Source organism: Streptomyces sp. NPDC039480, assembly GCF_055597165.1.
Window position 1 is genome coordinate 34718 of record NZ_JBVITX010000020.1, and the last position, 25365, is coordinate 60082.

At 73.2% G+C, this 25365-nt stretch carries 13 protein-coding genes; 2 read left to right on the forward strand and 11 right to left on the reverse strand.

The window, feature by feature from the left end; all coding sequences use genetic code 11:
- Positions 1 to 498: 498 nt before the first annotated feature.
- From ACZ56E_RS39365 to ACZ56E_RS39385, 5 genes are all read right to left on the reverse strand, one after another.
- Positions 499 to 2178, reverse strand: coding sequence for a glycosyltransferase family 2 protein (locus tag ACZ56E_RS39365; protein WP_471221799.1), 1680 nt, complete (start codon positions 2176 to 2178; stop codon positions 499 to 501).
- Positions 2175 to 4406: a CDP-glycerol glycerophosphotransferase family protein gene (locus tag ACZ56E_RS39370; RefSeq protein WP_471221840.1), complete on the reverse strand. Its 2232-nt coding sequence runs from the start codon at positions 4404 to 4406 to the stop codon at positions 2175 to 2177. The genes ACZ56E_RS39365 and ACZ56E_RS39370 overlap by 4 nt, the downstream gene beginning before the upstream one ends.
- A gap of 32 nt (positions 4407 to 4438) precedes the next feature.
- Positions 4439 to 8335: a CDP-glycerol glycerophosphotransferase family protein gene (locus tag ACZ56E_RS39375; protein WP_471221800.1), complete on the reverse strand. Its 3897-nt coding sequence runs from the start codon at positions 8333 to 8335 to the stop codon at positions 4439 to 4441.
- Between the two features lie 66 nt (positions 8336 to 8401).
- Positions 8402 to 9184 carry an ABC transporter ATP-binding protein gene (locus ACZ56E_RS39380; protein WP_471221801.1) on the reverse strand — a complete coding sequence of 261 codons (783 nt, stop codon included), beginning with the start codon at positions 9182 to 9184 and terminating at the stop codon, positions 8402 to 8404.
- On the reverse strand, positions 9177 to 10091 hold the full coding sequence (locus ACZ56E_RS39385) for an ABC transporter permease (protein ID WP_468601717.1): 915 nt from the start codon (positions 10089 to 10091) through the stop codon (positions 9177 to 9179). Before ACZ56E_RS39385 ends, ACZ56E_RS39380 begins: the two co-directional genes overlap by 8 nt.
- Positions 10092 to 10229: 138 nt before the next feature.
- Here ACZ56E_RS39385 and ACZ56E_RS39390 point away from each other — a divergent pair, with 138 nt between their 5' ends.
- Positions 10230 to 10850, forward strand: coding sequence for a TetR/AcrR family transcriptional regulator (locus ACZ56E_RS39390; RefSeq protein ID WP_471221802.1), 621 nt, complete (start codon positions 10230 to 10232; stop codon positions 10848 to 10850).
- A gap of 44 nt (positions 10851 to 10894) precedes the next feature.
- Here ACZ56E_RS39390 and galE read toward each other — a convergent pair whose 3' ends face one another.
- From galE to ACZ56E_RS39410, 4 genes are all read right to left on the reverse strand, one after another.
- The gene (gene galE / locus ACZ56E_RS39395) at positions 10895 to 11878 is read right to left on the reverse strand and encodes a UDP-glucose 4-epimerase GalE (RefSeq protein WP_471221803.1); all 984 of its coding nucleotides are present in this window, start codon (positions 11876 to 11878) and stop codon (positions 10895 to 10897) included.
- A gap of 118 nt (positions 11879 to 11996) precedes the next feature.
- A complete protein-coding gene (locus tag ACZ56E_RS39400; RefSeq protein WP_471221841.1) occupies positions 11997 to 13589 on the reverse strand; it encodes a glycosyltransferase family 2 protein in 1593 nt (530 codons plus the stop codon).
- 123 nt (positions 13590 to 13712) lie between these two features.
- The gene (locus ACZ56E_RS39405) at positions 13713 to 15377 is read right to left on the reverse strand and encodes a hypothetical protein (protein ID WP_471221804.1); all 1665 of its coding nucleotides are present in this window, start codon (positions 15375 to 15377) and stop codon (positions 13713 to 13715) included.
- Entirely contained in the window at positions 15374 to 18886 is a 3513-nt protein-coding gene (locus ACZ56E_RS39410) for a bifunctional glycosyltransferase/CDP-glycerol:glycerophosphate glycerophosphotransferase (RefSeq protein WP_471221805.1), read from the reverse strand. The genes ACZ56E_RS39405 and ACZ56E_RS39410 overlap by 4 nt, the downstream gene beginning before the upstream one ends.
- 149 nt (positions 18887 to 19035) lie before the next feature.
- Between ACZ56E_RS39410 and ACZ56E_RS39415 the strand changes: the two genes are divergently transcribed.
- Positions 19036 to 21144, forward strand: coding sequence for a bifunctional glycosyltransferase/CDP-glycerol:glycerophosphate glycerophosphotransferase (locus ACZ56E_RS39415; protein ID WP_471221806.1), 2109 nt, complete (start codon positions 19036 to 19038; stop codon positions 21142 to 21144).
- Here the strand turns inward: ACZ56E_RS39415 and ACZ56E_RS39420 are convergent.
- Positions 21132 to 23948, reverse strand: a complete 2817-nt coding sequence (locus ACZ56E_RS39420; protein ID WP_471221807.1) for a stealth conserved region 3 domain-containing protein — start codon at positions 23946 to 23948, stop codon at positions 21132 to 21134. The genes ACZ56E_RS39415 and ACZ56E_RS39420 overlap by 13 nt on opposite strands.
- Positions 23945 to 25243, reverse strand: coding sequence for a hypothetical protein (locus ACZ56E_RS39425; RefSeq protein WP_471221808.1), 1299 nt, complete (start codon positions 25241 to 25243; stop codon positions 23945 to 23947). Before ACZ56E_RS39425 ends, ACZ56E_RS39420 begins: the two co-directional genes overlap by 4 nt.
- Positions 25244 to 25365 lie beyond the last annotated feature (122 nt).

Consider the following 25365-nt stretch of genomic DNA (forward strand, 5'->3'; position numbering starts at 1 on the left):
GTTGGCCTACCCCGTAGCGGTGGGGGAGGAGCGGGTGGGGGAGCGGGGGAGCTGCGCCTCGGCCGTCGCGGCATGGGGGCAGCTCTGCCACGGCTGCCGTGGTGTGAGGGGGACCCCTGCCTAGGTTGTCGCGGCGTGAGGGGGGTCTGCCGCGGTCGTCGCGCTGTGGGGGTAGCGCTGCCCGCCCGGCCGGCACGGCGTGAGGCGGCACCGCCCGGCCGGCATGGCTGGGCAGTCCGGCCATGGCTTGAGGGGGGAGCCCCGCCCTCGCCGCTACGGCGTGAGGGGAACCCGGCCTCGGTCGTCGCGGCTTGGGGGTGGCTCTGTCATGGCCGTCATGGCCGTCATGGCTGGGGGCAGCCCCGCCACGGGGTGGTGAGGGCGGGTGGGTGGGGAGGGGGCGGTGCGTGTGGGGTGGCGTGAGGTGGGGTGAGGCGGTGTGTGTGGGGTGGGGTCAGCCCGGCCTCCCGGGGTCGGGAGGGTGGGCTGACCCGGGGGTCAGCGGGTCAGGGTGCCTGCTAGGTGGGCTGCCTTGCGGAGGCGGGGGCCTGCCTTTGTGGCTGCCTTGCGGGTCAGGGGGCGTATGACCCTTGAGGTGACGCCCACCGGGGTCCAGCGGAGTTGGAGGCGGCCCGATGCGCGTCCCTCCGGTTCCACCGTGACCTCGTGGGGCAGCGCCCCGCCCCGGTAGTCCACGCGGGCCCTGAGCGTGGGGAAGGTCAGAGGGGCCAGGAGCAGGGACGTGTTGCGGAGTGTGCCCGCCGTCAGCTGGAGGACCGGGTGGCGGGTGCCCTCGAAGCCGTTCAGAGGGAGGGGGGCCGCCGTCAGGTCCAGGCGTACCGTTCCCTCGAACACCCCGGGGCGGACCGGGTCCAGCCGGAAGGGTGCCTTCATGCGGCGGCGGCCGGGGGCCAGCAGCAGCGTGGCCACCTGGGGGCCGACCGGCAGCCGCAGACCCGGGTCGTACGTGCGGACGGAGAGGTCGACGGAGGCCCCGGGCCCCGGCTCCACCCGCGTGATCTCGTGGCGGAATTGCGCGCTGGGGAAGGGGCGGGAGTCCAGGCCCTGGTCCGTCAGGTCCAGTTCGGTGCGGGAAGCCTCCGTCTCCGGGACGTACGGGCCCCAGTAGACGCGGCCGCCGGAGTCCGCCGTCGTCTCGCGCGGCGCCACCCCGTGGCCGAGCCCGCGCGCCGCGAGCTGCGCCTCCGGCAGCCGCCCGTCGCGGACCAGCCGGAGGACGACGCGTTCGGCGCGGGGGAGGCGGGCGTACGCGCCCGGGGACAGTTCCGCCAGGTACGGGGTCACGATGGACGCGAAGCCCGACAGCCACTCCTCGTCCCGGTACGGCAGGTCACCCGCGTACATCCGGAAGTCGTGCTTGAGGAACTTGTAGTCCTTGGCCTCCCGGAGGGCCGCCGTGTGGCCGCTCGTCTCCATGAACTCGTCTATCAGGCGCTGGACATGGACGCGGTCGCGGACGTTCGACAGCTTGTGGCGCTGGTTCGAGATCGACGCCGACTCCGCCGCCTCGTACGGCGCGATGTACCAGCGGTACACGGGGTCGGGGATCACCGTGAAGGACTTCGCGAGACAGTACGCCTGCGCCGAGAACAGCTGGTCCTCGTAGTGGATGCCCTCCGGGAAGCGCAGCCCGTTCCGGTCCAGGAACTCACGGCGGTACATCTTGCTGGTCGACAAGTGCTCGAAGAGCAGGGCCGGTTCCGCCTCGATGCCCTCGACCGTGCGCCGCTCGGCCACCAGATGCGCCATCCAGGTGGACGTACGGCCCGTGTCGACACGGACCCGCTCCACCGCTCCCATCACGAAGTCCACGTCCCGTTCGCGGTGCGCGGCGAGCAGCAACTCCACTGCCCGCTCCGGGAGTTCGTCGTCACTGTCCAGGAACATCAGGAACGGGGCGCGCGCGATCTCCAGCGCGCGGTTGCGCGGCGCGCTGCACCCGCCGCTGTTCTCGGGCAACCGCAGGTACGTGACGCGGTCGTCCTCGGCCGCCAGCCGGCGGGCGACCTCCGGTGTGTCGTCCGTCGAGTGGTCGTCGCTGATGACGATCTCGATGTTCTCGTGCGTCTGGCGGCGCAGGGACGCCACCGCGCGCGGCAGGCGTTCCGCGTCGTTGTAGACGATCACGGTGACCGTCACGTCAGGAGTCGGAGTCATCGCTGAGTCGCCTCCTCGGGCGTCGGTGCCGGGGTGCGCTCGTCGACCGGGGTGACGGGCGGCAGGGAGTCCTCGCTCTCGCCGAGGAAGACACGGCGTACGACACGTTCGGCCGCGCGCCCGTCGTCGTACTCGCAGAAGCGCTCACGGAACGCCTTCCGCGCCTTGGTGGCCTCCTCGTCGCGCCAGGCGTCGGAGGTGAGGAGCGCCGTCAGCTCCTCCTGGGTGCGCGCCACCTTGCCGGGGGCCTCCGCCAGGAGGTCGAAGTAGACGCCGCGGGTCGTCGCGTACGTCTCCCAGTCGTCGGCGTAGATGACGACGGGACGGTCGAGGTTGGCGTAGTCGAACATGATCGAGGAGTAGTCCGTGATCAGTGCGTCCGCCGCGAGTGCCAGCTCCTCCACGGGGTCGTACGACGAGACGTCGATGACCCGGCCGCTCTTGCGCAGGCCCGCCAGCGGGGAGGCCGCGCCGCCGTAGAAGTAGTGGCCGCGGACCAGGAGGACCGTGTCCTCGCCGAGGCGGTCGGCGAGTGTCGCCAGGTCCAGGCGGGGGGTCCAGGCCGCTTCGTAGTCGCGGTGGGTGGGCGCGTAGAGGATCGCCCGCTTGCCGGGCGCGATGCCGAGCCGCTCCCTGATCGCGCGGACGTCGGCGGCCGTCGCGCTGTAGAAGACGTCGTTGCGCGGGTAACCGTGGTCGAGCGACGTGTAGTTGGAGGGGTAGGCGCGCTCCCACATCTCGGTGGAGTGGCCGTTCGCGGAGACGCTGTAGTCCCACTTGTCGACGCGGGCGAGCAGGCTGTGGAAGTTGAGGCCCTTGGCCGCCGCCGGGTAGTCGAGCTGGTCGAGGCCCATGCGCTTGAGGGGCGTGCCGTGGTGGGTCTGGAGGTGGACCGCGTCGGGGCGCTTCACGATCGCGTTGGGGAAGTTGACGTTGTTCACCAGGTACTTGGCGCGCGCCATCACCTCCCAGTAGCGGGGCGTGCCGGGCACGATGTGGTCGGTGCCGGGCGGCAGCAGCGGCACGTTGGCCGCGGAGACGACCCACACCGGGTGGATGTGCGGGGCGAGTTCGGCGAGCTTCGCGGCGATCGCCGCCGGGTTGCAGGCCACGCCGCGGTCCCAGTAGGCCGTGAAGACCGCGAGGCCGGGGTCGACGGGGCGGTCCAGGGCCCTGCGGTAGCGCAGGTCGCGGACCTTGAGGCCCACCTTGTGCTTGCGCGAGACGACCGCCGAGCGGAGCTTGCGCCGCTGCTGGTTGGCGGTCTGGAACGTGCGGTACTTGGTGTACGCGTCCTCTTCGAGGAGGCGGCGCCGCACCCCTTCCAGGCCGCCCGGGTGCTGATGGCCCGCGGGCCGCCCGGCGACCGCCGCCTTCGACGCGCGGTGGAAGAACTCCCTGCGCACCGGGTCGGGCAGGTTCTCGCGGGCGATGATCCGCAGGCAGTCGCCGACCATCACGTCGTAGAGCGCGGCGCGGGGCGCGGCCGGCAGGCCGAGGCGGGTGGCGAGGCGCAGCAGCGACTCGTAGCGGTCGATGACGCCGTAGCGCTCCTCGGGCCGTCCCGTGGGCAGGCTCTCCGTGCGCAGTTCCCTTACGTTCAGGGCGACTTGGTCGAGAGCTGCCGCGCGGCCGGCGAGGAGCAGCGCGGCGTACGCGGCGAACGTCTCGTCGTCGACGGCCAGTTGGTCGCGGTGCGCCCGCCAGAAGTCCGCCCGCAGGACGCGGGTGCCGAGCAGGGGTGTGACCTTCAGGAGGTTCGGGCAGTCCGCGAGGGGCAGATCGCGGCGGCCCTGCTTGGCGAGGTGCTTCCCGTCGGGGCTCGGCATGCCCTGGTGCCGCCACGTCGAGCGGACGTGGTCGACGACGAGCACGTCCACACCGCCCGATCCACCCGCGCCGTCCACGCCGTCCGGCAGGTCGGCCGTGCGGTCGGCGACGGCGCGCGGGGCGCCCGTCGGCACGCTGTCCTTGCTGTGCACGAAGTGCAGCCACCGGCCCGCCGCCCGCTCGGCGCCCGCGGTGCGGGCCGCGCCGTCGCCCGTGCCCTCGGGCAGCGGTACGACGGTGACGCCGGGCCGGCCCGCAGCGGCGGCCTGCGCGGAGGCGCCCACCGCGGCGACGATCACCTCGACGCCGGGCGACACCTGCGCGGTCAGACCGTCGAGGCAGGCGCCGAGATGGCCCTGGACGTTGCGGCCGTGGACGATGACGCTCAGCTGCGGCAGGTCCGGCATCGCGGGGTCCCCCTCATGTGTGCTCATACGGTGGCCGCCCCTCGGTGGGCGAGCATCCGGTCGACGACGCGGCGCGCGGCCCCGCCGTCGTCCAGGTCGCAGAATTCGGCACGGAACTCGTCGTACGCCCGCGCGTACGGCTCACTCGCCGCGCCGAGGTCGCGCAGCGCGGCGATCAGCTCGTCGGAGGTGGGCAGCAGCGGTCCCGGCGCACGCTTCTCGAAGTCGAAGTAGAAGCCGCGCAGGCGGTCGCGGTAGTGCTCCAGGTCGTACGTGAAGAACAGCATCGGACGGCCCGTCACGGCGAAGTCGAACATCACCGAGGAGTAGTCGGTGACGAGGACGTCGGCGATCAGGAGCAGGTCCATGATGTCCGGGTAGCTCGCGACGTCCCACACGAAGCCGTCGCCCGCGCCCGGCACCGGCTCGACGATGTGCGCGTGCGGCCGGACGAGCAGGACGTGGTCGTCGCCCAGCTCGCGCCGTGCCTTCGCCAGGTCGATGCGCAGGTCGAGGAGGAAACCGCCGCGGTGGCGCTGCTTGTCCTCGCGCCACGTCGGCGCGTACAGGACGACCTTCTTGCCGTCGGGCAGGCCGAGGGCGCGGCGTACGCGGGCGGCGCGCTCGGCGCGGTCGGGGGCGAGCAGCACGTCGTTGCGCGGGTAGCCCGCCTCCAGGAGCTCGCCGTCGACGTCCCCGCCGAAGCGGAAGGCGCTGCGCATGATCGGGGTGCTGAACCGGTTGGGGGAGAGCAGCATCGTCCACTGGTGGCGCTCGCGGTCCAGGTCCGTGAGGTACTGGGTGCTCGCGAAGTGGTCGTTGTCGAAGTCGAAGCCGATCCGCTTCAGCGGGGTGCCGTGCCAGGTCTGGACGATCTGCTGGCCTTCGCGGCGCTCAAGCCAGCGCGGGAAGTGCGTGTTGCCGACGATGTAGCGGGAGCGGGCCATCGCCTCGTAGTACTCGGGGCTGTGCACGCGGACCGCCTTCGCGGTGGCCGGGACCTCGCACTGGCCGTCCTTGACGACCCACAGGTGCTCGACGGGCAGGCCCCGGCGGACCATCTCCTCGTGGATGGCGCGCGGCGAGTCGCCGTACATGCGGCCGCCGAACACGTCGTACAGGACGGCCTCGCGCAGCGGCTCGTGGCGGGCGGCCGGGTAGGCCTCGGTGCGCAGCCGGGTCTGGCGGTGGCGGCTGCGCTCGTCGGGGCGCAGCTCGGAGTGGGCCATCAGGGCGAGCTGGTCGTACTGGCGGGCCTGGAGCTCGACGCGCTTGCCGTGCGCCTCCACCTCCAGGGGGAGGTTCGCGTGGACGGGCGGGGCGAGCTGGACGGCGGTGCGGGTGCCGTCCGGCTTCTGTACGGACGGCCACCAGAAGCCGGCGCGCAGGGGGGTGGCGCCGGCGTAGCGGTGGGTGGGGGCGGGGACGAAGCGGGCCTCGAACCTTCCGTCGGTCGCTTTCGCCGGGAAGGTGTACTCGTGGCCCGACCAGGTCTGGCGGAGGACCAGTTCCAGGTCGTGGACGCCTTTCGCCGGGTAGCTGCCGGTGAGGGTGACGGTGCCGTCGGGCTGTACGGAGACTCGGTCCACCAGGGGCTGGACGGGCTGGTCGCAGAGCTGGAGGTAGCCTCCCGGGCTGCGCCGGGCGTAGACAGTGCGGGAGCTGTCCCCCTGCGCGAACTGGGCGCCCGAGAAGCCTTCCCTGTCGTCCAGGATGAGGGCAAGACGGGTCGTCTTGACTGAAGCCTCGGTCTCCGCACCCGGCACCGTGGGCTGTGCCCACCCGTGCCGCCCTGCGGCACGATTGCCCACAGCAGAAGCGGCCTGGCAGCCCTCGGCGGGAGTGGCTTGGCTGGCCACAGCGGGAGCGGCTTGGTCGCCCTCGGCGGGAGTGGCTTGGCTGGCCACAGCGGGAGCGGCTTGGTCGCCCGCGGCGGGAGTGGCCTGGCCATCCGCAGCAGAAGCGGCCTGGCTGGCCACAGCGGGAGCGGTCTGGCCGGCCGCAGCGGGGGCGGTCTCGCTGGCCGCGGCGGGAGTGGGTAGGGCGCTCGTCGTGGGTGGGGTGATCTCGATGGACATGTCCCAGCGGGCTATTGAGCGTTCTGCCTGGGTGGGGCGGAGGCGTTCGTGGTTTTTGCGGGTGTTCGTCAGGGATGCCGTGTCGATCCGGGCCGTGAAGGGGACGCGGCCGTCCTTCGGGGCGTCGAGGGTCAGCGGGGCCGTCAGGATCGTGCCGGACTCGCGGTGGCGCATGCGGAGCCGGGGCTCGCCGGCGGGGGCGGTGCGCAGGATGCCGCGTACGAGGAGGCCGGTGCCCTCGGCGCGGACCTCGAGGGCGCGTGCGTGCGCCGTCTCCACGCGCAGGGCGAGCTCGCCGTCCTGGATCTGCGGGGCGACGCGGACGTCCTCGGTGACCCAGTGCGCGGGCGGAGTCTGGCCGGACCCCGTACCCGCGCCATAGAGCGGACCGCGCCGCGGGGTCGATCCCGTGCCCGCCACGGCGATGCGCACGTACCAGAGCCCGTCGACCCACTTCCCGCGGTGCCGCAGCCGCGCGGGGTTCACGAGCGCGCCGAAGCCCGCCCAGTCGGCGTGCCGGAACTCGGCGCCGGACGCCACCGTCGCCTCCGGGTCGAGGTGGCTGCGCGCGGGCACGAGCACCGTGCGGCGGCTGCCCTTCTCCTTCAGGATCAGCGACTTCAGCGCCTTGCTCCGCGACTCGGCGCCGAGCTGGCGCGGGAACGCCCAGCCGGACAGCCACAGCTTGCCGTCGTGCCAGGCGGCCGCGTCGAGGCGGCTGCGCAGCCGCAGCTCGGGGTCGAGGCGGAGGACGGCGTCCGGGACGGGGGAGGCCGGGTCGAGGAAGGGGTAGTCGGCCTTCGGGTGCAGCGTCCCGGTGACGGGGATCGAGCCGGGGTGCTCCTTCTCGAACTCCAGCTGCGCGATCAGCTCGTCGAGGCGCCGGTGCACGGTCAGATACAGCTTCAGCTTGTGCGGGACGTGCAGCGCGCGCACCGCGTCCTGGCCGATCTCGCGGACCAGCCGGCCCACGTGCTCCAGGAACGCCTCCTGGTACGCGGCGTCCGAGCCCGGCAGGACCCGCCAGAAGAGGGGGATCTCCTCGGCGAGCGCGTTGTTGTCGTAGACCCGAAGGTGCTCCGCGTACATCGGGTCCTCGCCGACGCGCGCGAGCATGAACTCGCGGACCATGCGGATCGACTTCACGCGGTCGATGAGCCCCTGCGGGTTCGTGCGGTTCTGCGTGATGGAGCGCTCGCCGATCTCGCGCTCGCGCCAGTTGTAGATCGGCTCGCTGAGCACGTCCACGGCTTCGGCGAGGTAGTGCGCGGGGACGCTGACGGGCGCGTCCTCGTAGAGCATGGCTTCCGGGTACGCGAGCCCGTGCCGCTCCCAGAAGGTACGGCGGTAGACCTTGTTCCACGCGGTGCGGTCGGTGAGCAGCGGGCGGAACCTCGACACGTGCGTCCGCAGCCGGGTCGCCGCGAAGGGCACGCGGTGCACGGGCGACTGGACGTGGCCCGCGGAGCGGAAGCGGGTCACGTTGCCCGCCGCGAAGTCCGAGCCGGTCTCGTCGAGCGTCTCGATCAGCAGCGCGTACGCCGTGGGCGGCAGGGTGTCGTCACTGTCCACGAACGCGAGGTACTCGCTGTCGGGCGACATCTCCCGCACACCCGTGTTGCGTGCCGCGCCCAGGCCCTTGTTCTCCTGGGATATGAGCCGGAAGCGCGGATCGGCCGCCGCGAAGGCCTTCGCGATCACCGCGCTGCCGTCCGTCGACCCGTCGTCGACCATGATCACTTCGAAGTCCGTGAACGTCTGGGCCGCCAGGGACTCCAGGCACTCGTCGAGGTAGAGCTCGACGTTGTAGACGGGGACGACAACACTCAGCCGTGGCTGCACGCGCACTCCTTCTGTTGCTAAACGCTCCCATAGTGTAAGGATCCGCGCATTGGTACGACAAAAGGGCTACCTGTTCGGGTTTGTATAACGCTCGTACTCCTTCAGTACGTCCGCCGTGGGGCCGTCCATCCGCAGCTCACCGCGCTCCAGCCACAGCACGCGGTCGCAGGTGTCGCGGATCGACTTGTTGTTGTGGCTGACCAGGAAGACCGTGCCCGCGCGCTTGCGCAGCTCGCGGATGCGGGCCTCGGAGCGCTTCTGGAAGGAGCGGTCGCCGGTGGCGAGTGCCTCGTCGATGAGGAGCACGTCGTGGTCCTTGGCGGAGCCGATGGAGAAGCGCAGGCGGGCCGCCATGCCCGACGAATAGGTCCGCATGGGCAGGCTGATGAAGTCCCCCTTCTCCTGGATCCCGGAGAAGTCGACGATCTCCTGGTAGCGCTCTTTGACCTGCTCGCGGGACATGCCCATCGAGAGGCCGCCGAGGTGGACGTTGCGCTCGCCGGTCAGGTCGTTCATCAGGGCGGCATTGACGCCGAGCAGCGAGGGCTGGCCGTCGGTGAAGATGCGTCCGCGCTCGACGGGCAGCAGCCCCGCGACGGCCTTGAGCAGCGTGGACTTGCCCGAGCCGTTGGTGCCGATGAGGCCGATGGCCTCGCCCTTGTACGCGGTGAAGGACACGTTCTTGACGGCGTGCACCTTGCGTACGCCGCCGGAGTCGCCCCGCTTCAGGATCCGGCCGAGCGCGGCGGTGGCGGCGCCGCGCCCCGCCGTGGCGCCCGCGCCGTGCACGCGGTAGACGATGTCGACGGCGTCGACGATCACGGTGGGGGCGTTCCCGGTGTCAGCCACGGCCGTACGTCTCCTCTGCCTTCCAGAAGTAGATGAACCCGCCGACCCCGGCGAGCAGTGCCCACCCCAGGGCCCACGCCCAGACGTGGTGCGGGAGCTGGTCCGCGCGGAAGGTGTCGATGAGCGCGAACCGCATCAGGTCGATGTAGACGGCGGCCGGATTGGCCTCCAGGACGGCCTGCACGACGCGCGGCAGGTGCTGGTCCTTCAGGACGGCGTCGATGCTCCACATCACCCCGGACGCGTACATCCAGGTGCGCAGCACGAACGGCATCAGCTGCGCGATGTCCGGCGTCTTGCTGCCGAGCCGCGCCATGACGAGCGCCAGGCCGGTGTTGAACGTGAACTGGAGCGCGAGGACCGGCACCACGAGCAGCCAGGACGCGGTGGGCGGGACGCCGAAGCAGAGCAGGATCACGAGCAGCGCGCCCATGGAGAACAGCAGCTGCTGGAGCTGTTGCAGGCAGTACGAGATGGGCAGCGAGGCCCGTGGGAAGTGCAGGGCGCGGACCAGCCCGAGGCTGCCGGAGATCGCGCGGGTGCCCGCCATCACCGAGGCCTGCGTGAAGGTGAACACGAAGACGCCGGTGACGAGGAACGGGACGTAGTCCTCGACGTCGTGCTTGGTGTTCATGAGCACGCCGAAGATGAAGTAGTAGACCGCCGCGTTCAGGAGCGGGGTCATCACCTGCCAGAGCTGGCCGAGCTTGGCCTGGCTGTACTGGGCCGTCAGCTTGGCGGTCGCGAAGGCGGTGATGAAGTGCCGGCGCTGCCACAGCTGCCGGACATAGGCGGGCAGGGAGGGCCGGGCACCGCTGACGCTCAGGCCGTGCAGGGCGGCCAGTTCGGCGGGGGAGAGGGGGGCCGCCGTGGCGGCGGGCGGGGCTGCGTCGAGGACCTGACTCACGTCCGCTGCTTTCGCTCGGAGGGAGGGGGAGGCGTACGCCGGGCACGTCGGGACGGACCCGTATCGTCGCCACGCCGAGAGTAGGACGATGCGACGTCGGAACGCAACCGTATCGTCGTGACGCTCTATGCTTGCCGTATGACCACGAGCAGGCCACAGGGTGAACAGCCGCGCCGCAGGGCGCCCGCCGGGGCGGCCGTGCTCCGCGAGGACGTGACCGAGGCGATCAGGGCGGCCGTCTTCGAGGAGCTGGCCTCCGTCGGCTACGCGCGCATGTCGATCGAGGGGATCGCCCGCCGGGCGGGCGTAGGCAAGACGGCCGTCTACCGCCGCTGGCGATCCAAGCTGCACCTGGTCCTGGACCTGGTGTCGGCCATAGCGGTGCAGGGCCTGCCGGCCCCCGACACGGGCTCACTGGAAGGCGACCTGCGCCTGCTCTACGAGGTGACCTCGCGCGCACTGCGCCACCCGGTCGCCTCCCAGATCATCCCGGACCTCCAGGCAGAGGCGGCCCGCAACCCCGAGATCGCAGAAGCGCTCCAGAAGGCCCTGCGCGAGGGCCAGCACGGCGTGGCGAGCGGCATCGTGAAGGCGGCCGTGGAACGGGGCGAAATGCGGAAGACCGCCGACGAGGACCTGGCCCTGGACCTGATCTCCGGCCCGCTCTACTGGCGCGCGGTGGTGGTCAGGACAGACCTCCCCAAGGGCTACCTGAGCCGACTGGCGTCGGCTACGGCGGCGGGGCTGCGGGCGCTCTGAGGGGTTTCCCCAGGGGTTGGTTCCGAGGGCCCCTCAGGAGGTGGTCAGTTCCGTCCGGCCCCGGGGTGCAGCCGCACCCACCCCTCCCACGCCGACGCGACCATCTCGCGGACGTCACGCTTCGCGGACCAGCCGAGTTCCGTGGCGATGCGGTGTGCGGAGGCGACCACGCGGGCCGGGTCCCCGGGTCGACGCGAGGTGACTTCGGCGCGGGTGTCGTACCCCGTGACCTCGTTGATCAGGTCCGTCATCTCGCGGACCGAGACACCCTCGCCGCGTCCGACGTTGAAGACGAAATCCGTGCCGGGCGCGGACGCCGCGAGCTTGCGGGCCGTCGCCACATGGGCCTCGGCGATGTCGACGACGTGGATGTAGTCGCGTACACACGTGCCGTCGGGCGTGGGATAGTCCGCGCCGAAGACGCGCGGGGCCTCCCCGTCGGTGAGCTTCTCGAAGACCATCGGGACGAGGTTGAAGACACCGGTGTCGGCCAGCTCGGGAGCCGCCGCGCCCGCCACGTTGAAGTAGCGCAGGGACGCCGTCGTCAGCCCGTGCGCGCGGCCCGTGGCGCGGACCAGCCACTCGCCGGCCAGCTTCGTCTCGCCGTACGGGCTCATCGGCAGGCACGGCGTCTCCTCGGTGACGAGGTCGACCTCCGGCATGCCGTACACCGAGGCGGACGAGGAGAAGACGAAGTGGGCGACGCCCGAGGAGACCGCGGCGTCCAGGAGGGCGCGCAGGCCCTCCACGTTCTCGCGGTAGTAGTGCAGCGGGCGCTCGACCGACTCGCCGACCTGCTTCTTGCCCGCCAGATGCACGATGCCGGTGACCCCGTGCTCTTCGAAGGTGCGGGTGAGCAGCTCGCCGTCGAGGACCGAACCGACCACCAGCGGCACCCCGTCGGGGACGCGCTCGGCGACGCCGGTGGACAGGTCGTCGTAGACCACGGCCCGCTCGCCCGCCTCCGTCATGGCGCGGACGACGTGCGCCCCGATGTATCCGGCGCCGCCGGTGATCAGCCAGGTCATGGTCGTCTTGTCCCGTCTTGTCGCGAGTGTGATGCGTGGAGGTGCAGTGTCGCAGAGGCGGTGTCAGGGACGTATCAGTGCCCCGCCAGCACCCATCCGTGCGCCCCGCCAGCGCACCTCAGTGCCCCACAGCGCTCCGAACCGACCGCAGCACCCGGCCAAGGCGCCGCTTCGCGACGCCCGCCACCCCCCGCACACCGGGCGCGAGCCGCACCGAGAGGTTCCCCGCCTGCGTGGCGTACGGCTGGACGAGCAGCACCCCGCGCCGCCGGCTCGGCACCACCGTGCGGCGCAGCAGCCCGGGCCCGGCGACGGCGTGCGCGGTCGTGTCGCGCGTCGTCCCGTCGTCGAAGTGGAGCCGCAGGCGAAGATCCCACACGCCGTCGGCCAGCGCGCCGAGGTCGAGCAGGACGGTGGCCGCCCACGTCCCGTCGGCCCGCTCGGCGCCGAACGCCGCCGTCCGGCGCAGCCCGGGCCGCCCGTCGTGCCGGTGGACCAGCTCGACGTCGACCGTGGCAGGACCCGCGTCCGCCACGCGCCCGTACAGCTCGTGCAGCCGCAGCGTCAGCCGCGAACCGCCCGCGCCGGGCCGCAGCTCGCCGTCGACCGCGACGGGCAGCAGCCGCAGGGGCCGCACGAGCAGGTGTTCCAGCGTGACCTGGGGCAGGTCCGCCGCCCAGACCGGCGTGCCGTCGCCCGCCCGCGCGTACGGCGGCGCGAGCCGGGTCGGGCGCGCCGCCACCTGCTTAAGCCGAGTCAGGTCGCGCGGCTGCTCGGCGGCGAGGATCACCCGGGCGATGACACGGCCGGGCGCGGGCGCCGCGTCGAGGTCGGCGGCGTCGAACGTCGCCAGGTAGGCGCGCGTGAGGGCCCACCACTCGCGCTGGTACTCCGCGCCGCGCGCGGTGAGTTCCCGCGTGTACATCCGCAGCCCGTGGTCGACGAACTTGGCGCGGGCCGCCCGCGCGAGCCGCTTGCCGCCGGTGCCGCGCGCGTCCCGCAGGATCTCCACGGACTGGCGGTGCGCCTCCATGCGGGCCTGCCAGTTGGTGATCCCCGAGCGGTCCAGGGAGATCGACAGCTTGGTGGCGGCGCGCCGCACGTGCCAGACGTAGACCGTGTCGGGGACGAGCGCGATGCGCGGTGCGGCGGCGAGGACCCGGGCGGTGAAGACGAAGTCCTCGTAGATGAAGCGGCCTTCGGGGAAGCGGATGCCGTGCTCGCGCAGGAACGCCGTGCGGTAGAGCTTGTTGACGCACAGCGTGTCGTGGACCAGGCGGGTGCGCAGCTCGGGGCGGGCGACGAGCCGGGCCCGCGTGTAGAGCTCGGGCTGCCAGGGCACCTCGCGCCCGGAGGGCAGCTCGCGGCGCACGCACAGCCCCGACGCGACCTCCGCGCCGTGCTTCAGCGAGGCGGCGAGCAGGGCGTCGGCCGCGCCGGGCGGCAGCACGTCGTCGCTGTCGAGGAACATCACGTAGGGCGCGGCGGCGGCGTCGATGCCGTCGTTGCGGGGGGTGCCGCAGCCGCCGCTGTTGGTCTCGCGGCGGACGACCCGCACCCGCCCGTCGGCGGCGGCGAGCGCGGCCAGGACCTCGCGGCTGCCGTCCGTCGAGCAGTCGTCGACCGCGATCACCTCGCGGACGACGGGCCCCTGGGCCAGCGCGGAGCGCACCGCGTCCGCGACGTGGGCCGCGTCGTTGTAGCCGATCACGACGACGGAGACGAGGGAGGCGGAGGGGGCGGAGGAGGCGGACGGGTTAGTGGCAGGAGTGTTCTGGGCAGTCGGGTGAGACAGGATGCGGTCCACAGGGGAAATGTTAGGCGTTTCTCGTAATTATCCGATTAGGGGGGTATTCGCCGGTGAGGCCGCCCGGTCGGCACCGGGCCGACGTGGCTGGTCCGCACCGCCGACCCGCGCGAGCACCTCACCCGTGCGCCGGCTCCAGCCGACCACCACCGCCTCGGGCGGGACGCGTTGGCCGGGCGAGAGCAGCAGCCACCGCACCTGGTAGCGGCGGACGATCGCCGCGCGCTCGGCGCGCGTGGACTCCGGGGACAGATAGGCGCGCACGGCCGCGAGGCGGCGGTGGCGCACGTCCTCGTCGAGGGAGGCGTCCGGCCAGGCGGGGGCGACGAGGTTGGCTCCGTAGCCGGGCACGGAACGGGTGGGGCGGTAGCCGTCGGTCAGGACGACGTCGCCCTTGCGCAGATGGCCGACCGCCCACCCGTAGCCGGGCCAGCGCGGCGGCTGGTCGAAGCCGACCGGGTCCAGGGCGCGCGGCACGACGGCGCCCGCCTGGATCTGGAAGAAGCCGACGCAGGCGCCGAGGGCCGCCGCCCCGACGAGCGCGCCGCGCCGCCACCCCCAGGGCCGGGGCGCCACGAGCTCGATGGCCAGGGCGAACTGGAGCGGCACCAGGGTCAGGCCGAGGATACGGCCGTACGTGTAGTGCCCACTGACCCAGCCGTACGCGACGACCGCGCAGTCCAGGGCGAACATCAGGACCAGCGGGTCCCTGCGGTCCCTGCGGAAGCGGAGCCACAGCGCGGGCAGCCCGAGCAGCGCGAGCCAGAAGCGCTGGGGCATCTCCGTGTAGAGCTGGCGGTGGATCCAGTCGACGGACTCGTCGCCGACGAGCGAGAAGACGCTGTAGTACGGCCAGACCGCCGCAACGGCCGCGGCGGTCACGGCGGTTGCCGCCCAGCACCACGCCCAGCACCACGCCCAGCACCACGCCCGGCGCCATTCCCAGCGCCACGCCCGGCCCCCCACCGTGCGGCCCCCCACCGTGCGGCCCCCCACCGTGCGGCCCGACGCGGCGAACGCGACGACGCCGATCACCGCCGCCACCGACGAGATGGGGTGGATGAGCAGGATCAGCCCGCACAGGACGCCGAGCCCGGCGTACGGCCACCAGGAGAGCTTCACGCGGTGGACGAGCGTGCCCGCCCAGGCCCAGGCCCAGAACGCCAGGCCGATCGCGAACGTCGACGGGTAGCCGAGGTTCCCCGTCATCGACATCAGGCCCAGATAGCCGCTCCACCACGCCATCCGCGTGCCCCACAGCAGCACCATCGCGAACAGCGCGAGGACCGGCGCCCACGGGCGGGGCGTCAGGACGCGGACGAAGCGGCCGATGCCGGTGAGCAGGACGAGGAGGTTCAGCGGGCCCGCGAGCTTGACGACCTCCCAGCCCGCGAGCCCCGTGGCCTTGGCGAACGCGCCCTGCGCGACGGCGTACGGCGAGTAGTACGCGCTGCCGTCGCCCGGCAGGTCCGCCATCGGGTGCGCCGGGTGCAGGAGGTTGTCCTTCAGGCGCTCGACGACGGCCGCGTGCTGGCCGAAGTCGCAGCACATCGGGACCCGCCAGAACGCCAGCGACATCACCACCCAGAACAGCCCGCCGACGACGACGTAGGGGCTCGGGCGCCGGCGCCGGCCACCGCCCAGCGCCGTCGCGCCGTGGCAGGCCCTGCGGGTCAGCAGCGCCCCGCTCACCGCATGAGCCTCTCCGCGACACGGGCCGCGGCCTGCCCGTCGTCCAGGTCGCAGTAGGCCTCGCGGAACGCCGCGTACGCCTCCGCGTGCCGGGCCGAGATCGCGTCCAGGTCGCGCAGCGCCTCGACGACCTCGCCGGTGGAGGCGAGCAGCGGGCCCGGGGCGCGGGTCTCGAAGTCGAGGTAGAAGCCGCGCACCGTGTCGCGGTAGTGCTCCAGGTCGTACGCGTGGAACAGCATCGGGCGGCCGGTGTGCGCGAAGTCGAACATCAGCGAGGAGTAGTCCGTCACCAGCACGTCGGCGAGCAACAGGAGTTCGGCGGCCCGCGGGTGCGCGGACACGTCGCGCACGAAGGGGGCGCGGGCGCCCGGCAGCCGGCCCGCCGTCAGCGGGTGCTTGCGGACGAGCAGCACGTGGTCGTCGCCGAGCACGGACTCGGCCGCGCGGAAGTCCAGCGCGGGTTCGTAGCGGAACCGGCCGGGGGAGTACGCGAGATGGTCCCGGTACGTCGGCGCGTACAGCACCACGCGCTTGTCCGGGGCGATGCCGAGCTCGCGGCGGACCCGCTCGGCGACCTTCTGCCGGTCGTCGCCGAACAGCACGTCGTTGCGGGGCGAGCCCGCCTCCAGGATCTCGCCGTCGTAGGCGAGGGCGCGGCCCAGGTGCGGGGTGGAGAACCGGTTCGGCGAGACGAGCACGTCCCACTGGCGGGACAGCTTCGGCAGGGCGTCGAGGTGGCCGTGGTCGGCGTAGAGGGTGTCGGTCAGGTCGGTGCCGATGCGTTTGAGCGGGGCGCCGTGCCAGGTCTGGACGACGGTCTGGCCCTTGCGGCGCTCGAAGAAGTCCGGCAGGTGGCCCGCGGTGACGATGCGGCGGCAGCGGGCCAGCGCCTCGTACCAGTCGGCGCTGTGCTCCTCGACGCCCTTGGCGCCGGCCGGGACGCGGGTCTGCTGGTCGTGCGTGACCCATAGGTGTTCGACATCGGCGCCGCGCCGCACCAGCTCCTCGTGGACGGCGCGCGGCGAGTCCCCGTCGAAGTACAGGACGGCGTCGGTGAGCGGCAGCAGGCGGCGGCTCGGGTAGTGGACGGTGCGGAGCCGGTGCCGCCGGTACGCGCCGCGTTCGGAGCGCGAGAGGACCGAGCCCGCCTCGACGAGCAGCCGGTCGCCGAACCTCCGGTCGACGGTGAACTCCCGCCCCTGGGCGGTGTGGTGCAGGGGCAGCGTGACGGAAGCGGAGGCCAGCAGCCGCACGGGCATCCCGTCCTCGGCCACCCCCTCGGCGGCCTCTTCGGAGGAGCCGCCCGCCCCGGTGCCGTCGCGCAGGAACGCGTACCAGCGGCCCTCGCGCAGCACCCCGCCCCCCGGCGCGACCACCGCACGGAAGCGGTCGCCGTCCTGCTCGGCCGGTACCGTCAGCTCCTCGTCGCGGCCGCTGTGCCGCAGGACCAGCTCGGGCTCGTGCCAGCCAGTAGCGGCCAGGGAGCCCTCCACGGTCAGCGTGTCGTCCGGGCCCCAGGCGACGCGGTCGGCGATCGGCCTGCGGGTCAGTTCGACGACGAGGCGGCCCTGGTCGTTGGCGGTGGCGCACAGCTCGCGGCCCGCGTGGGTGGCGTACCGGCCCGGGGGCAGGTCGAGGGTGGCGGCCAGCGGCTTCAGGGTGCCGTCGGGCAGGACGAGGTTGGCCTGCCAGCGCTCGCCGTGCGGCGGCTCGACCTCCTTGGGCGCCAGGTGCGGGGTGGGCGGCACGTCCTCCAGGTCGGCGAGCCGGACGCGCACGTCGAAGCGGTCGCCGGTGACGCGCACCGGACGGTCGAGGTCCGTCTGTGTGGGCGCGTGGGTGAGGCGGAGCGCGGCGGGCCGTGGCCCGCCCGCCAGGGTGCCCGTCAGCACCACGTCGTCCCCGTCGCGCCGGTGGGCGTCCACGCGCGCCGCGTACTCCTGGATCCGCAGCACGAGCCGGCCCTTGCTGAAGCCGAGGACGAGCCGGAGCCCGTCGCCCAGCTCCCGCGCCAGGGACTGCGCGGACGCACCCTCCGAGGACCGCACGGCCGCCCGCCGCACCGTGCCGTGACCCGCGACGACCACGCCGAACAGCCAGTTCCCCGGCCGCCAGCGCCCGCCGGTCCTGAGCTGTTCGGGGTCGACGGTCATCTCGAAGCCGGCCAGGTCGTAGCAGTGCAGTCGCTGCCGGGACCTCTCGGTGGCCTCGGGCGCGGTGACCGTCCGCGTCGGCACGCGGCGGATCTGGCGTCTGCTGTGCGCGGACTTGAGCAGGCCCGCCTTCACGGAGTGCCCGGGGCGGGTCGCCTCCAGGTTGCGGACGTACGCGTATCCGCTGATCCGCAGCTTCCCCTCGGCGTCCCACCGCGCCTCGCTCACCCGGGCCACGACGGGCAGTTCGCCCCTGCCGAGGCGCGCCACCTTGTCGGGCAGCGGGCCGACCCCGGGGTAGACGGCGCTGCGCCGCACCTTCCCGCGCACGTGGAAGGCCGTGCCGTTGGCCCGCTCGAAGGCGAGCAGCTCGATCAGTTCGGCGGTGCGCGACTCGCGGACGAGCTGCCACTTGACGCGCAGATCGACGGGGAGCTCGGCGAGCACGTCCGGGTCGGCGCGGCGCAGGAACGCGGCGGTGTCCGTGAGGAACGCCGAACGGTACTCTGGGCCGCCCATCGGCAGTCCCTCCAGGAAGTACACGAAGTCGTCGCGCAGACAGGACGCGTCGTACGTCCTCTTCATCTCCGGCGCGTGCCGGGCGAGGAACCCGCTGACGTGCGCGCACGCCGCGATCCGGTCGCGGACGCCCTTGACGTCGGTGCGGCGCCGGGTGATGGAGCCCTCGCGGACCCGCCAGTAGTAGACGTGGTCGCTGAGCACGTCCACGGATCCGGCGAGGAAGTGCGCCGGGATCATCACGGGGGTGTCCTCGTAGAGCTTGCCCTCGGGGAAGGTGAAGCGGTGCCGGTCCCAGAAGGCGCGGCGGAACACCTTGTTCCAGGCCACGCGGTCGGAGAGCAGGTCCAGGTCCTCGGAGATGTGGGTGCTCGTGCGCGACTCGGTCAGCCACTTGTACTGCCAGGCCTGGGAGCGCCCGCGCTCGGTGAGCCGCCAGACGTTGCCGCTCGCGAAGTCGGAGCCGGTGGCGTCCAGGCTGGCGATCATCCGTCCGTACGCGTCGTGCGGCACGACGTCGTCGCTGTCGACGAAGGTGAGGAACTCGGCCGTGGGGGACGCCTTGCGCACCCCGGTGTTGCGGGCGGCGCTCAGTCCGGCGTTGCGCTGGCGGACGTAGACGAAGCGGGGATCCCTGGCGGCGAACTCGCGGGCGATGCGGGGGCTGCCGTCCGTCGAGCCGTCGTCGACGAGGATGCACTCCAGGCCGCCGTGCGCCTCGGAGCCGCCCAGCAGGCCCGGTCCGTCCATGGTCTGCCCGGCGATCGACTCCAGGCACTCCTCCAGAAACTCCTCGACGTTGTAGATGGGTACGACGACGCTGAGACGGGGCTGCACGCGAACCGGCCTTTCGGAGGGGATAACGGCATATTCGTCCCCTTTGCCCGCTCGCGTCTCACGACGGTCAAGGTCTCTGCACTCGACCACCCCAACGAGTGACGCGCGGTCTTCGACAGGCGGTGTCCGGCTGACTACGGTCGGTGCCCATGACGCGCTTCTCGGTAGTCGTCCCCGTCCACCGCGTCCAGGGCTACCTGCGCGCCTGCCTGGAGTCGGTGCTCACCCAGTCCTACGGCGACCTCGAACTGATCGTCGTCGACGACGCGTCCCCCGACGCCTCGGCCGCGATCGCCGCGGAGTACGCCGAGCGCGACCCGCGCACGCACCTCGTCCGCGTCCCCGACCGGACGGGCACGGGCCCCGCCCGCAACACCGGCGCCGACCGCGCCACCGGCGACCACCTCCTCTTCCTCGACGGCGACGACCTGCTGCTCCCCGGCGCCCTCGCGGCCGTCGACGCGGCACTCACCGCGGCCGACGACCCCGACGTCCTGCTCTGCGCCCACGACCGCGTCGACTGGTGGGAGCACGTCCGCCCCGGCGGCGACGACCTCACGGGCGACCCGCTCGCCGTCACCCCCGCCGCCTGGAACCGCGTCTTCCGGCGGGAGTTCTGGCGCGCGCAGCGGCTCGCGTTCTCCGCGGGCGCCTACGAGGACGTGGTGCCGGTCCACACCGCGACCCTCCGCGCGGGCGACCGCGTCGCCGTCCTCGACCGGCCCTGCGTGCGCTGGCGCGAGCGGCGCGCCGGCAGCTTCACCAAGACGCCGGGCCGCGCCCACTTCGCCGTCGTCGGACGGTACGAGCAGCTGCTCGCGGCCGCCGGACCCGAGGAGCGCGCCCGCCTCCTGCCGCACGCCGCAGCCCACCTGCTCGCCGTCCTCGACGACCCCGGCCGCATCCGGCCGGCGGACCGGCGCGACTTCTTCCGCGAGGCGTCCCGCGTCCACCGGGCCTACGCACCCGCGGGCACCGCGCCCCGCACCCCCGAGGGCAAGGCACTCGCCGCCGCCTCCTTCACCGCGTACGAAGGCCTGCGCAAGGCCGAGACGCGGCGGCTGCGCGTCACCCGCAGGCTGGCGCGGCAGAAGAAGAAGCTGCGGGCCCGCGCCATGCGCGCCGCCTACCGCGCCGACCTGCGCCGCCCCCTCGACCCGCACCTCGCGGTCTACGGCGCCTACTGGAACCGCGGCGTCTCCTGCAACCCGGCCGCGATCCACGCCAAGGCACGCGAACTCGCCCCGCACGTCCGGGGCGTGTGGGTGGTCTCCAGCCGCAACAAGCACCGGGTGCCACCGGGTGTCGAGTACGTCATCGAGGGCTCCCGGCAGTACTGGCGGACGATGGCCACGGCGACGTACCTCGTGAACAACTCCAGCTTCCCCGGCGGCTTCACCAAACGCCCCGGCCAGGTCTACCTCCAGACCCACCACGGCACCCCGCTGAAGACGATGGGCCTCGACCAGCGCCGCTACCCGGCGGGCACCCACGGCATCAGCTTCCAGAAGGTCCTCGACCACACCGACCAGTGGGACTACAGCCTCTCCTCGAACCCGCACTCCACGGAGATCTGGGAGCGCGTCTACCCGTCCGTCGCCTACCAGCCCCTGGAGGCCGGCTATCCGCGCAACGACGTCTACTTCCACGCGGGAGAAGGGGAAGTGGGGCGCATCCGGGCGCAGTTGGGCGTCGACGACGGACGGACCGTGCTGCTGTACGCGCCGACCCACCGCGACTACCAGAAGGGCTTCCTGCCCCGCCTCGACCTGCGCCGCTTCGCCGAGACGCTCGGCCCGTCGTACGTCGTGCTCGTGCGCGCCCACTACTTCTACGGCGCCGACGCCGGCCTGGAGAGCCACCCGCGGCCCGGCGGCCTCGTCGACGTCACCGGGCACCCGCACGTCGAGGAGCTGTGCCTGGCCGCCGACGCCCTCGTCACCGACTACTCGTCGCTGATGTTCGACTACGCCTGCCTCGACCGCCCCATCGTCACGTACGCCCCCGACTGGCAGGCCTACCGCCTCGCCCGCGGCACCTACTTCGACCTGCTCTCCGGACGCCCCGGCGAGACACCGGGCGCCGTGGCCACCACCGAGGACGAGCTGGCCGGGCTCTTCCGTTACGGGGGCTGGGACACGGCGGAGACGACGGCGCTGCGGACGGCGTTCCGTGAGCGCTTCTGCCCCTACGACGACGGGAACGCCGCCGAACGCGTCGTCCGGCGGCTCTTCCTCTCCGGGGCTCAGAGCTCGTAGGGCGAGCGCACCGGGAAGTACGCCGTCAGGAACGACCGGATGGCGAGCGCCATCTCCTCGTCCGTGACCCCGCCGTCCGGGGACTCCCCGATGCAGAACGCGGTCCTGTCGCGGTTCTGCAGCAGCCGCCCGAGCCGCGCGTGGTCGGCGCGGTCGCCGATGTCCACGAAGTCGTACGAGATGCCGGCGGGCACCGCGCGCCCGGTCAGATAGGCGTAATGGTGGTGCAGCGACGAGACGAGCGAGAAGTCGTCGCGGCAGCGGAACCGGCTGCGGGCCGTGGCCGCCAGCTGCTCGGGGAAACGCTCGGTGATCTCCGCGAGGACGCTGCGGCGCAACGCGTACGGCACGTGGAAGAAGGTGTGCGTCGTCGTCCTGCCGAACTCGCGGCGCAGCAGCTCACGGTTGTTCTTCGCCGCCGCCAGATACCCCTCGTCGCCGGGCGCGACCGGCAGCGCGGGCACGGACGCCGACGACCAGAAGAAACGGGCGATGCCGTTGCTGAGGAAGAAGGTGTCCGGGTTGGTGGGGCGGCCGAGGAACATGTCGTCGTTGAAGTAGAGGAAGTGCTCCGACAGGCCCTCGATGCGGTGCAGCTGGGACTCGATGGAGTGCGAGTTGAAGGTCGGCAGGCATGCCTCGGGGTCGGCGAACAGGTCGCGGTGGTCGACGACCGTCAGGCCCGGGTGGTCCCGGTCGAGCCACGGCGGGACCTGTCCGGCCGTGACGAGGTACACGTGCCGGATCCACGGCGCGTACATCGCGAGGGAGCGCAGGCTGAAGCGGAGCTCGTCGCGGTTGCGGAAGCGCACGGCGCCGTTGTCGGCCGATGTGCCGCCGCCGCCGAGCGTCGCGTCGCGCAGGGCGCGCCACTCGGGGTCCGCGTCGTCGACCCAGGTGTAGACCGCGTCGATGGGGAAGTCGACGTCCTTGACGAGGAGTTCGGTGAAGACGTCCAGGGTCGGATACGCGCGGCCGGCCACGCGCAGCGTCGCCGTGGGCGTGAGCGAGGGCAGCTCGGCGCCCGCGAGCGTCGCGCCGAACGGGGCCCGGAAGGAGCCGTCGGGTGTCCGCGCCCAGAAGCCCACCGTGCAGGCGAGTCCCGCGCCGTGCCGCAGCGACAGCGTGGTCGTGGTGACCGGCTTGAACAGCTTGACGCCCGCCAGCTCGCCGATGGTGTCCAGGCGTTCGGCGAGCACGGTGCCGGGCGCCGCGTCGCGCGGGTTGACCAGCTCCGCGTAGACGGGCTGCCCGCGCAGCGCCCCGGCGAGCGCCTTCAGCGCGCGGCCCCGGTCGTCCTCCGCCACGGCCAGCGTGCGCGCGGCGCCGTTGGTGGTGCGGACGAGGACGTAGGGGACGTCCTGCGCCTCCAGGGCGTCCGCGGCGAGCTCCAGGTTCCAGTCGGCCATGCGGGGCGCGAGCACGTCGTCGCGCCGCTCGGCGAGGCGGCCCACCGAGCGGATGACGCGGCCCGTGGTGTCGGCGGCCCGGATCTCCTCCTCGCGGGCGTGCTCGTCGGCGGCAGCCGCGGCGTCGAACGTGTGCGGGGCGGTGGGCCGGAAACCGCTGCCGCCCGACGCCACACCGAGCGCCACCCGGTCCGCGCGCCCGCGCAGCCGCTCCGGCCGGTCGCGGCCCGCGACGAGCCGCGTGTACAGCTCCTCCCAGCGCGCGGTGACGTCCGCGGAGGAGAACCGCGCGTAGACGCCCTCGCGAGCCGCCTGGGCGTAGGCGCGCCGCTTCTCGTCGTCCGTCATCAACTCACCCATGGCGACGGCGAGTTCGTCGACCTCGCCGGGCGGCACGAGCAGCCCGTCGACGCGGTGCCGCACGATCTCCGCGGGCCCCGTCAGCACGTCGTACGCGACGACCGGCACCCCGGCGGCGAGCGCTTCGAGGAGCACGAGCGGGAACGCCTCGTTGTGCCCCGCCGTCATCAGGCTCAGCCCGGCCTTGGCCCACTCGGCCGCCATGTCCTGGCAGGGCCCGAGGAGCTCCACCCGGTCGTGCAGCCCGAACCCGTCGACCAGGCGGCGCAGTTGCCGCTCCCGGTGGCCGCCGCCGAAGATCCGCAGCGTCCACTCCGGGTGCGCGTCGGCGACCTGCGCGAACGCCCGGACGGCGTGGTCGACCCGCTTCTCGCCGGTCAGCCGCGCCGCCATCACGATGACCTTGCCCTCGCCGTCCGCGCGCGGCCGGAAGCCGTCGGGCACGGCGTTCGGGATGACGGCCAGCTCGGGGGCGGTGGCGCCCAGGGACTCCGCGAGCCAGTCGCGGGTGCGGTCGGTGAGCGTGACCAGCGCGTCCAGGCGCGGCGCGTGCAGCAGCAGCGGTTCGCCGGACGGGCCGCGGCGCTGGGTGGGGCGGTGCTCCTGGTGGACGGTGACGACCCGCGGGGGCACGAGTGCCACGGCGGCGGCGAGGAGCGCGGGCGTCGTGGTGACCAGCACGTCGGTGTCGATCGCGCCGAGCGCGGCGGTCATCTCGATGTCCGAGAGACGGTCGAAGGCGCCCTCCCAGGCGGGCCTGATCAGCTCGCTGGGCAGCGCGGCGAGGGTCCGGCACGCGGCGTCGTCCAACCCTGTTTCCCGCACCGGGCGTTCGGGCGACATGGTGCGGTCCACGAGGTGGCGCACCGGCAGCCCGCGCGCCTCCGCGAAGAACGGTTCGGCGCGGGTCCGGAAGACGGAGACGACCTCGACCTCGATGCCGGGACGCTCCGCGAGGTGCCGCGCCTGGGTGTACGTGGCGAGCTCGGTGCCGCCCATCTCGTCGCCCCAGCCGAGCAGGTACGTGATCTTCATGTGGTCTCCTCCGCGAACTCGCGTGTGGCGTCGGGCTCCGGCGCGCCGGGCTCCGGTGCGGCGGACTCCGTCACGGCGGTGGGCTCCGGTGGTCCGGCGGGCTTCCGGGTGGCCTCGGTGGTGATGTCCCAGCACGTCACCGCGAAGGCGCCGGTCCCGGTGAAGTGGGCGTGGGCCCGGACGAGCGCACCGTCCGGCAGGGCGAAGACGCGGAAGGGGGTGGGGTAGGCGGCGGACGGGTCGCGCACGTCGGTCAGCCACCGGCCGAGGGGCAGCGGGCCCACCCGGAAGTCCCACACCCACTGTCCGGGGCCCGCCCCGGCCATCGCGCCGAGCGGTACGCGCAGCGTGAAGGTGGTCCCGTGCCAGCACACCTCGGTCGGTACGACGAGGCCGTCCCGCCGCCGCACGGCCTCGGCCCCGAGCCCGGCTCCGGGCTTCCCGGGCAGGCCCCGGCCCCCCGCGACGAGCCTCCCGTGAACCGTGATCCCGTCCCCGGACGGCACGAACCGCACCAGCTCCGCCCGCGGCCGTGACCGCGTCGCCTGCAGCACCGCCCGCCCACTACGGGCCCTGACGACCCGGACGAGGGTGCCGGTCAGGGGGTCGGGGGCGTGGGGGGTGGTGGGGGTCGCGGGCGGCGGGGCGGTGGGTGGGGTGGGCGGCGCGTCCGGCGGTGTGGGGGGCGTGGCGGGCGGGGCGGCCCGCCGCATGGTGGGCGGCGCTTCCGACCGTGTGGGGGGCGTCGCGGGCGGTGGGGACGGCGGGGCGGTGGGTGGGGTGGGCGGCGCGTCCGGCGGTGCGGGGGGCGTGGCGGGCGGGGCGGCCCGCCGCATGGTGGGCGGCGCTTCCGACCGGGTGGCGGGCGTCGCGGGTGGGGGATTCGGCGGTGTGGTGGGGGTGCCCGTGTCGGCGGGTGCGAGACCGTGCCGCCGTACGCGCCCGTCGGCGCCCCGCGTCTCGATGGTGAGCCGCCACACGCCGTCCCCCATGCCGCGCAGGGTGACCGTGGCCGTCCACAGCGGAGCCCTGCCGGCGCGCGCCTCCCGGACGAGCGGCACGACGATCCGGCGCCGCCCTCGCGCCAGCACCAGCCGCGCGGCGTCCGCCCCTCCGAGCGCCCCGTCCGCACCCTCCGCACCGAGCGCGAGATTGAGGGTCCGGCTGTCGCGCAGCGAGAGGTGCACGGGCACCAGCAGCGGGGTCCCGGGCCCGGACCCCGGCCCGGGCCCACGTCCCCGCCCCGCCGCCGCCCGCTCCAGGCGGAAGCGGGTGGTCCGTGCGGTGGCGAGCAAGCGTCGTACGAGAGCGGCGGGTGGTCCGGGACGTCGGCGCGGCCTCAAGCTCAAGTGGTACATCTGTCCACTCTGACCGCATATGTTCGGAACCTCGCGCGCAGCTACGCCATTCTCGCGGG

What these genes read in the sequence shown, in the direction of transcription:
- ACZ56E_RS39365 (WP_471221799.1), bottom strand. Translation starts at nt 2,178, where the DNA reads ATGACTCCGACTCCTGACGTGACGGTCACCGTGATCGTCTACAACGAC.
- ACZ56E_RS39390 (WP_471221802.1), top strand. Translation starts at nt 10,230, where the DNA reads ATGACCACGAGCAGGCCACAGGGTGAACAGCCGCGCCGCAGGGCGCCC.
- galE (WP_471221803.1), bottom strand. Translation starts at nt 11,878, where the DNA reads ATGACCTGGCTGATCACCGGCGGCGCCGGATACATCGGGGCGCACGTC.
- ACZ56E_RS39415 (WP_471221806.1), top strand. Translation starts at nt 19,036, where the DNA reads ATGACGCGCTTCTCGGTAGTCGTCCCCGTCCACCGCGTCCAGGGCTAC.
- ACZ56E_RS39420 (WP_471221807.1), bottom strand. Translation starts at nt 23,948, where the DNA reads ATGAAGATCACGTACCTGCTCGGCTGGGGCGACGAGATGGGCGGCACC.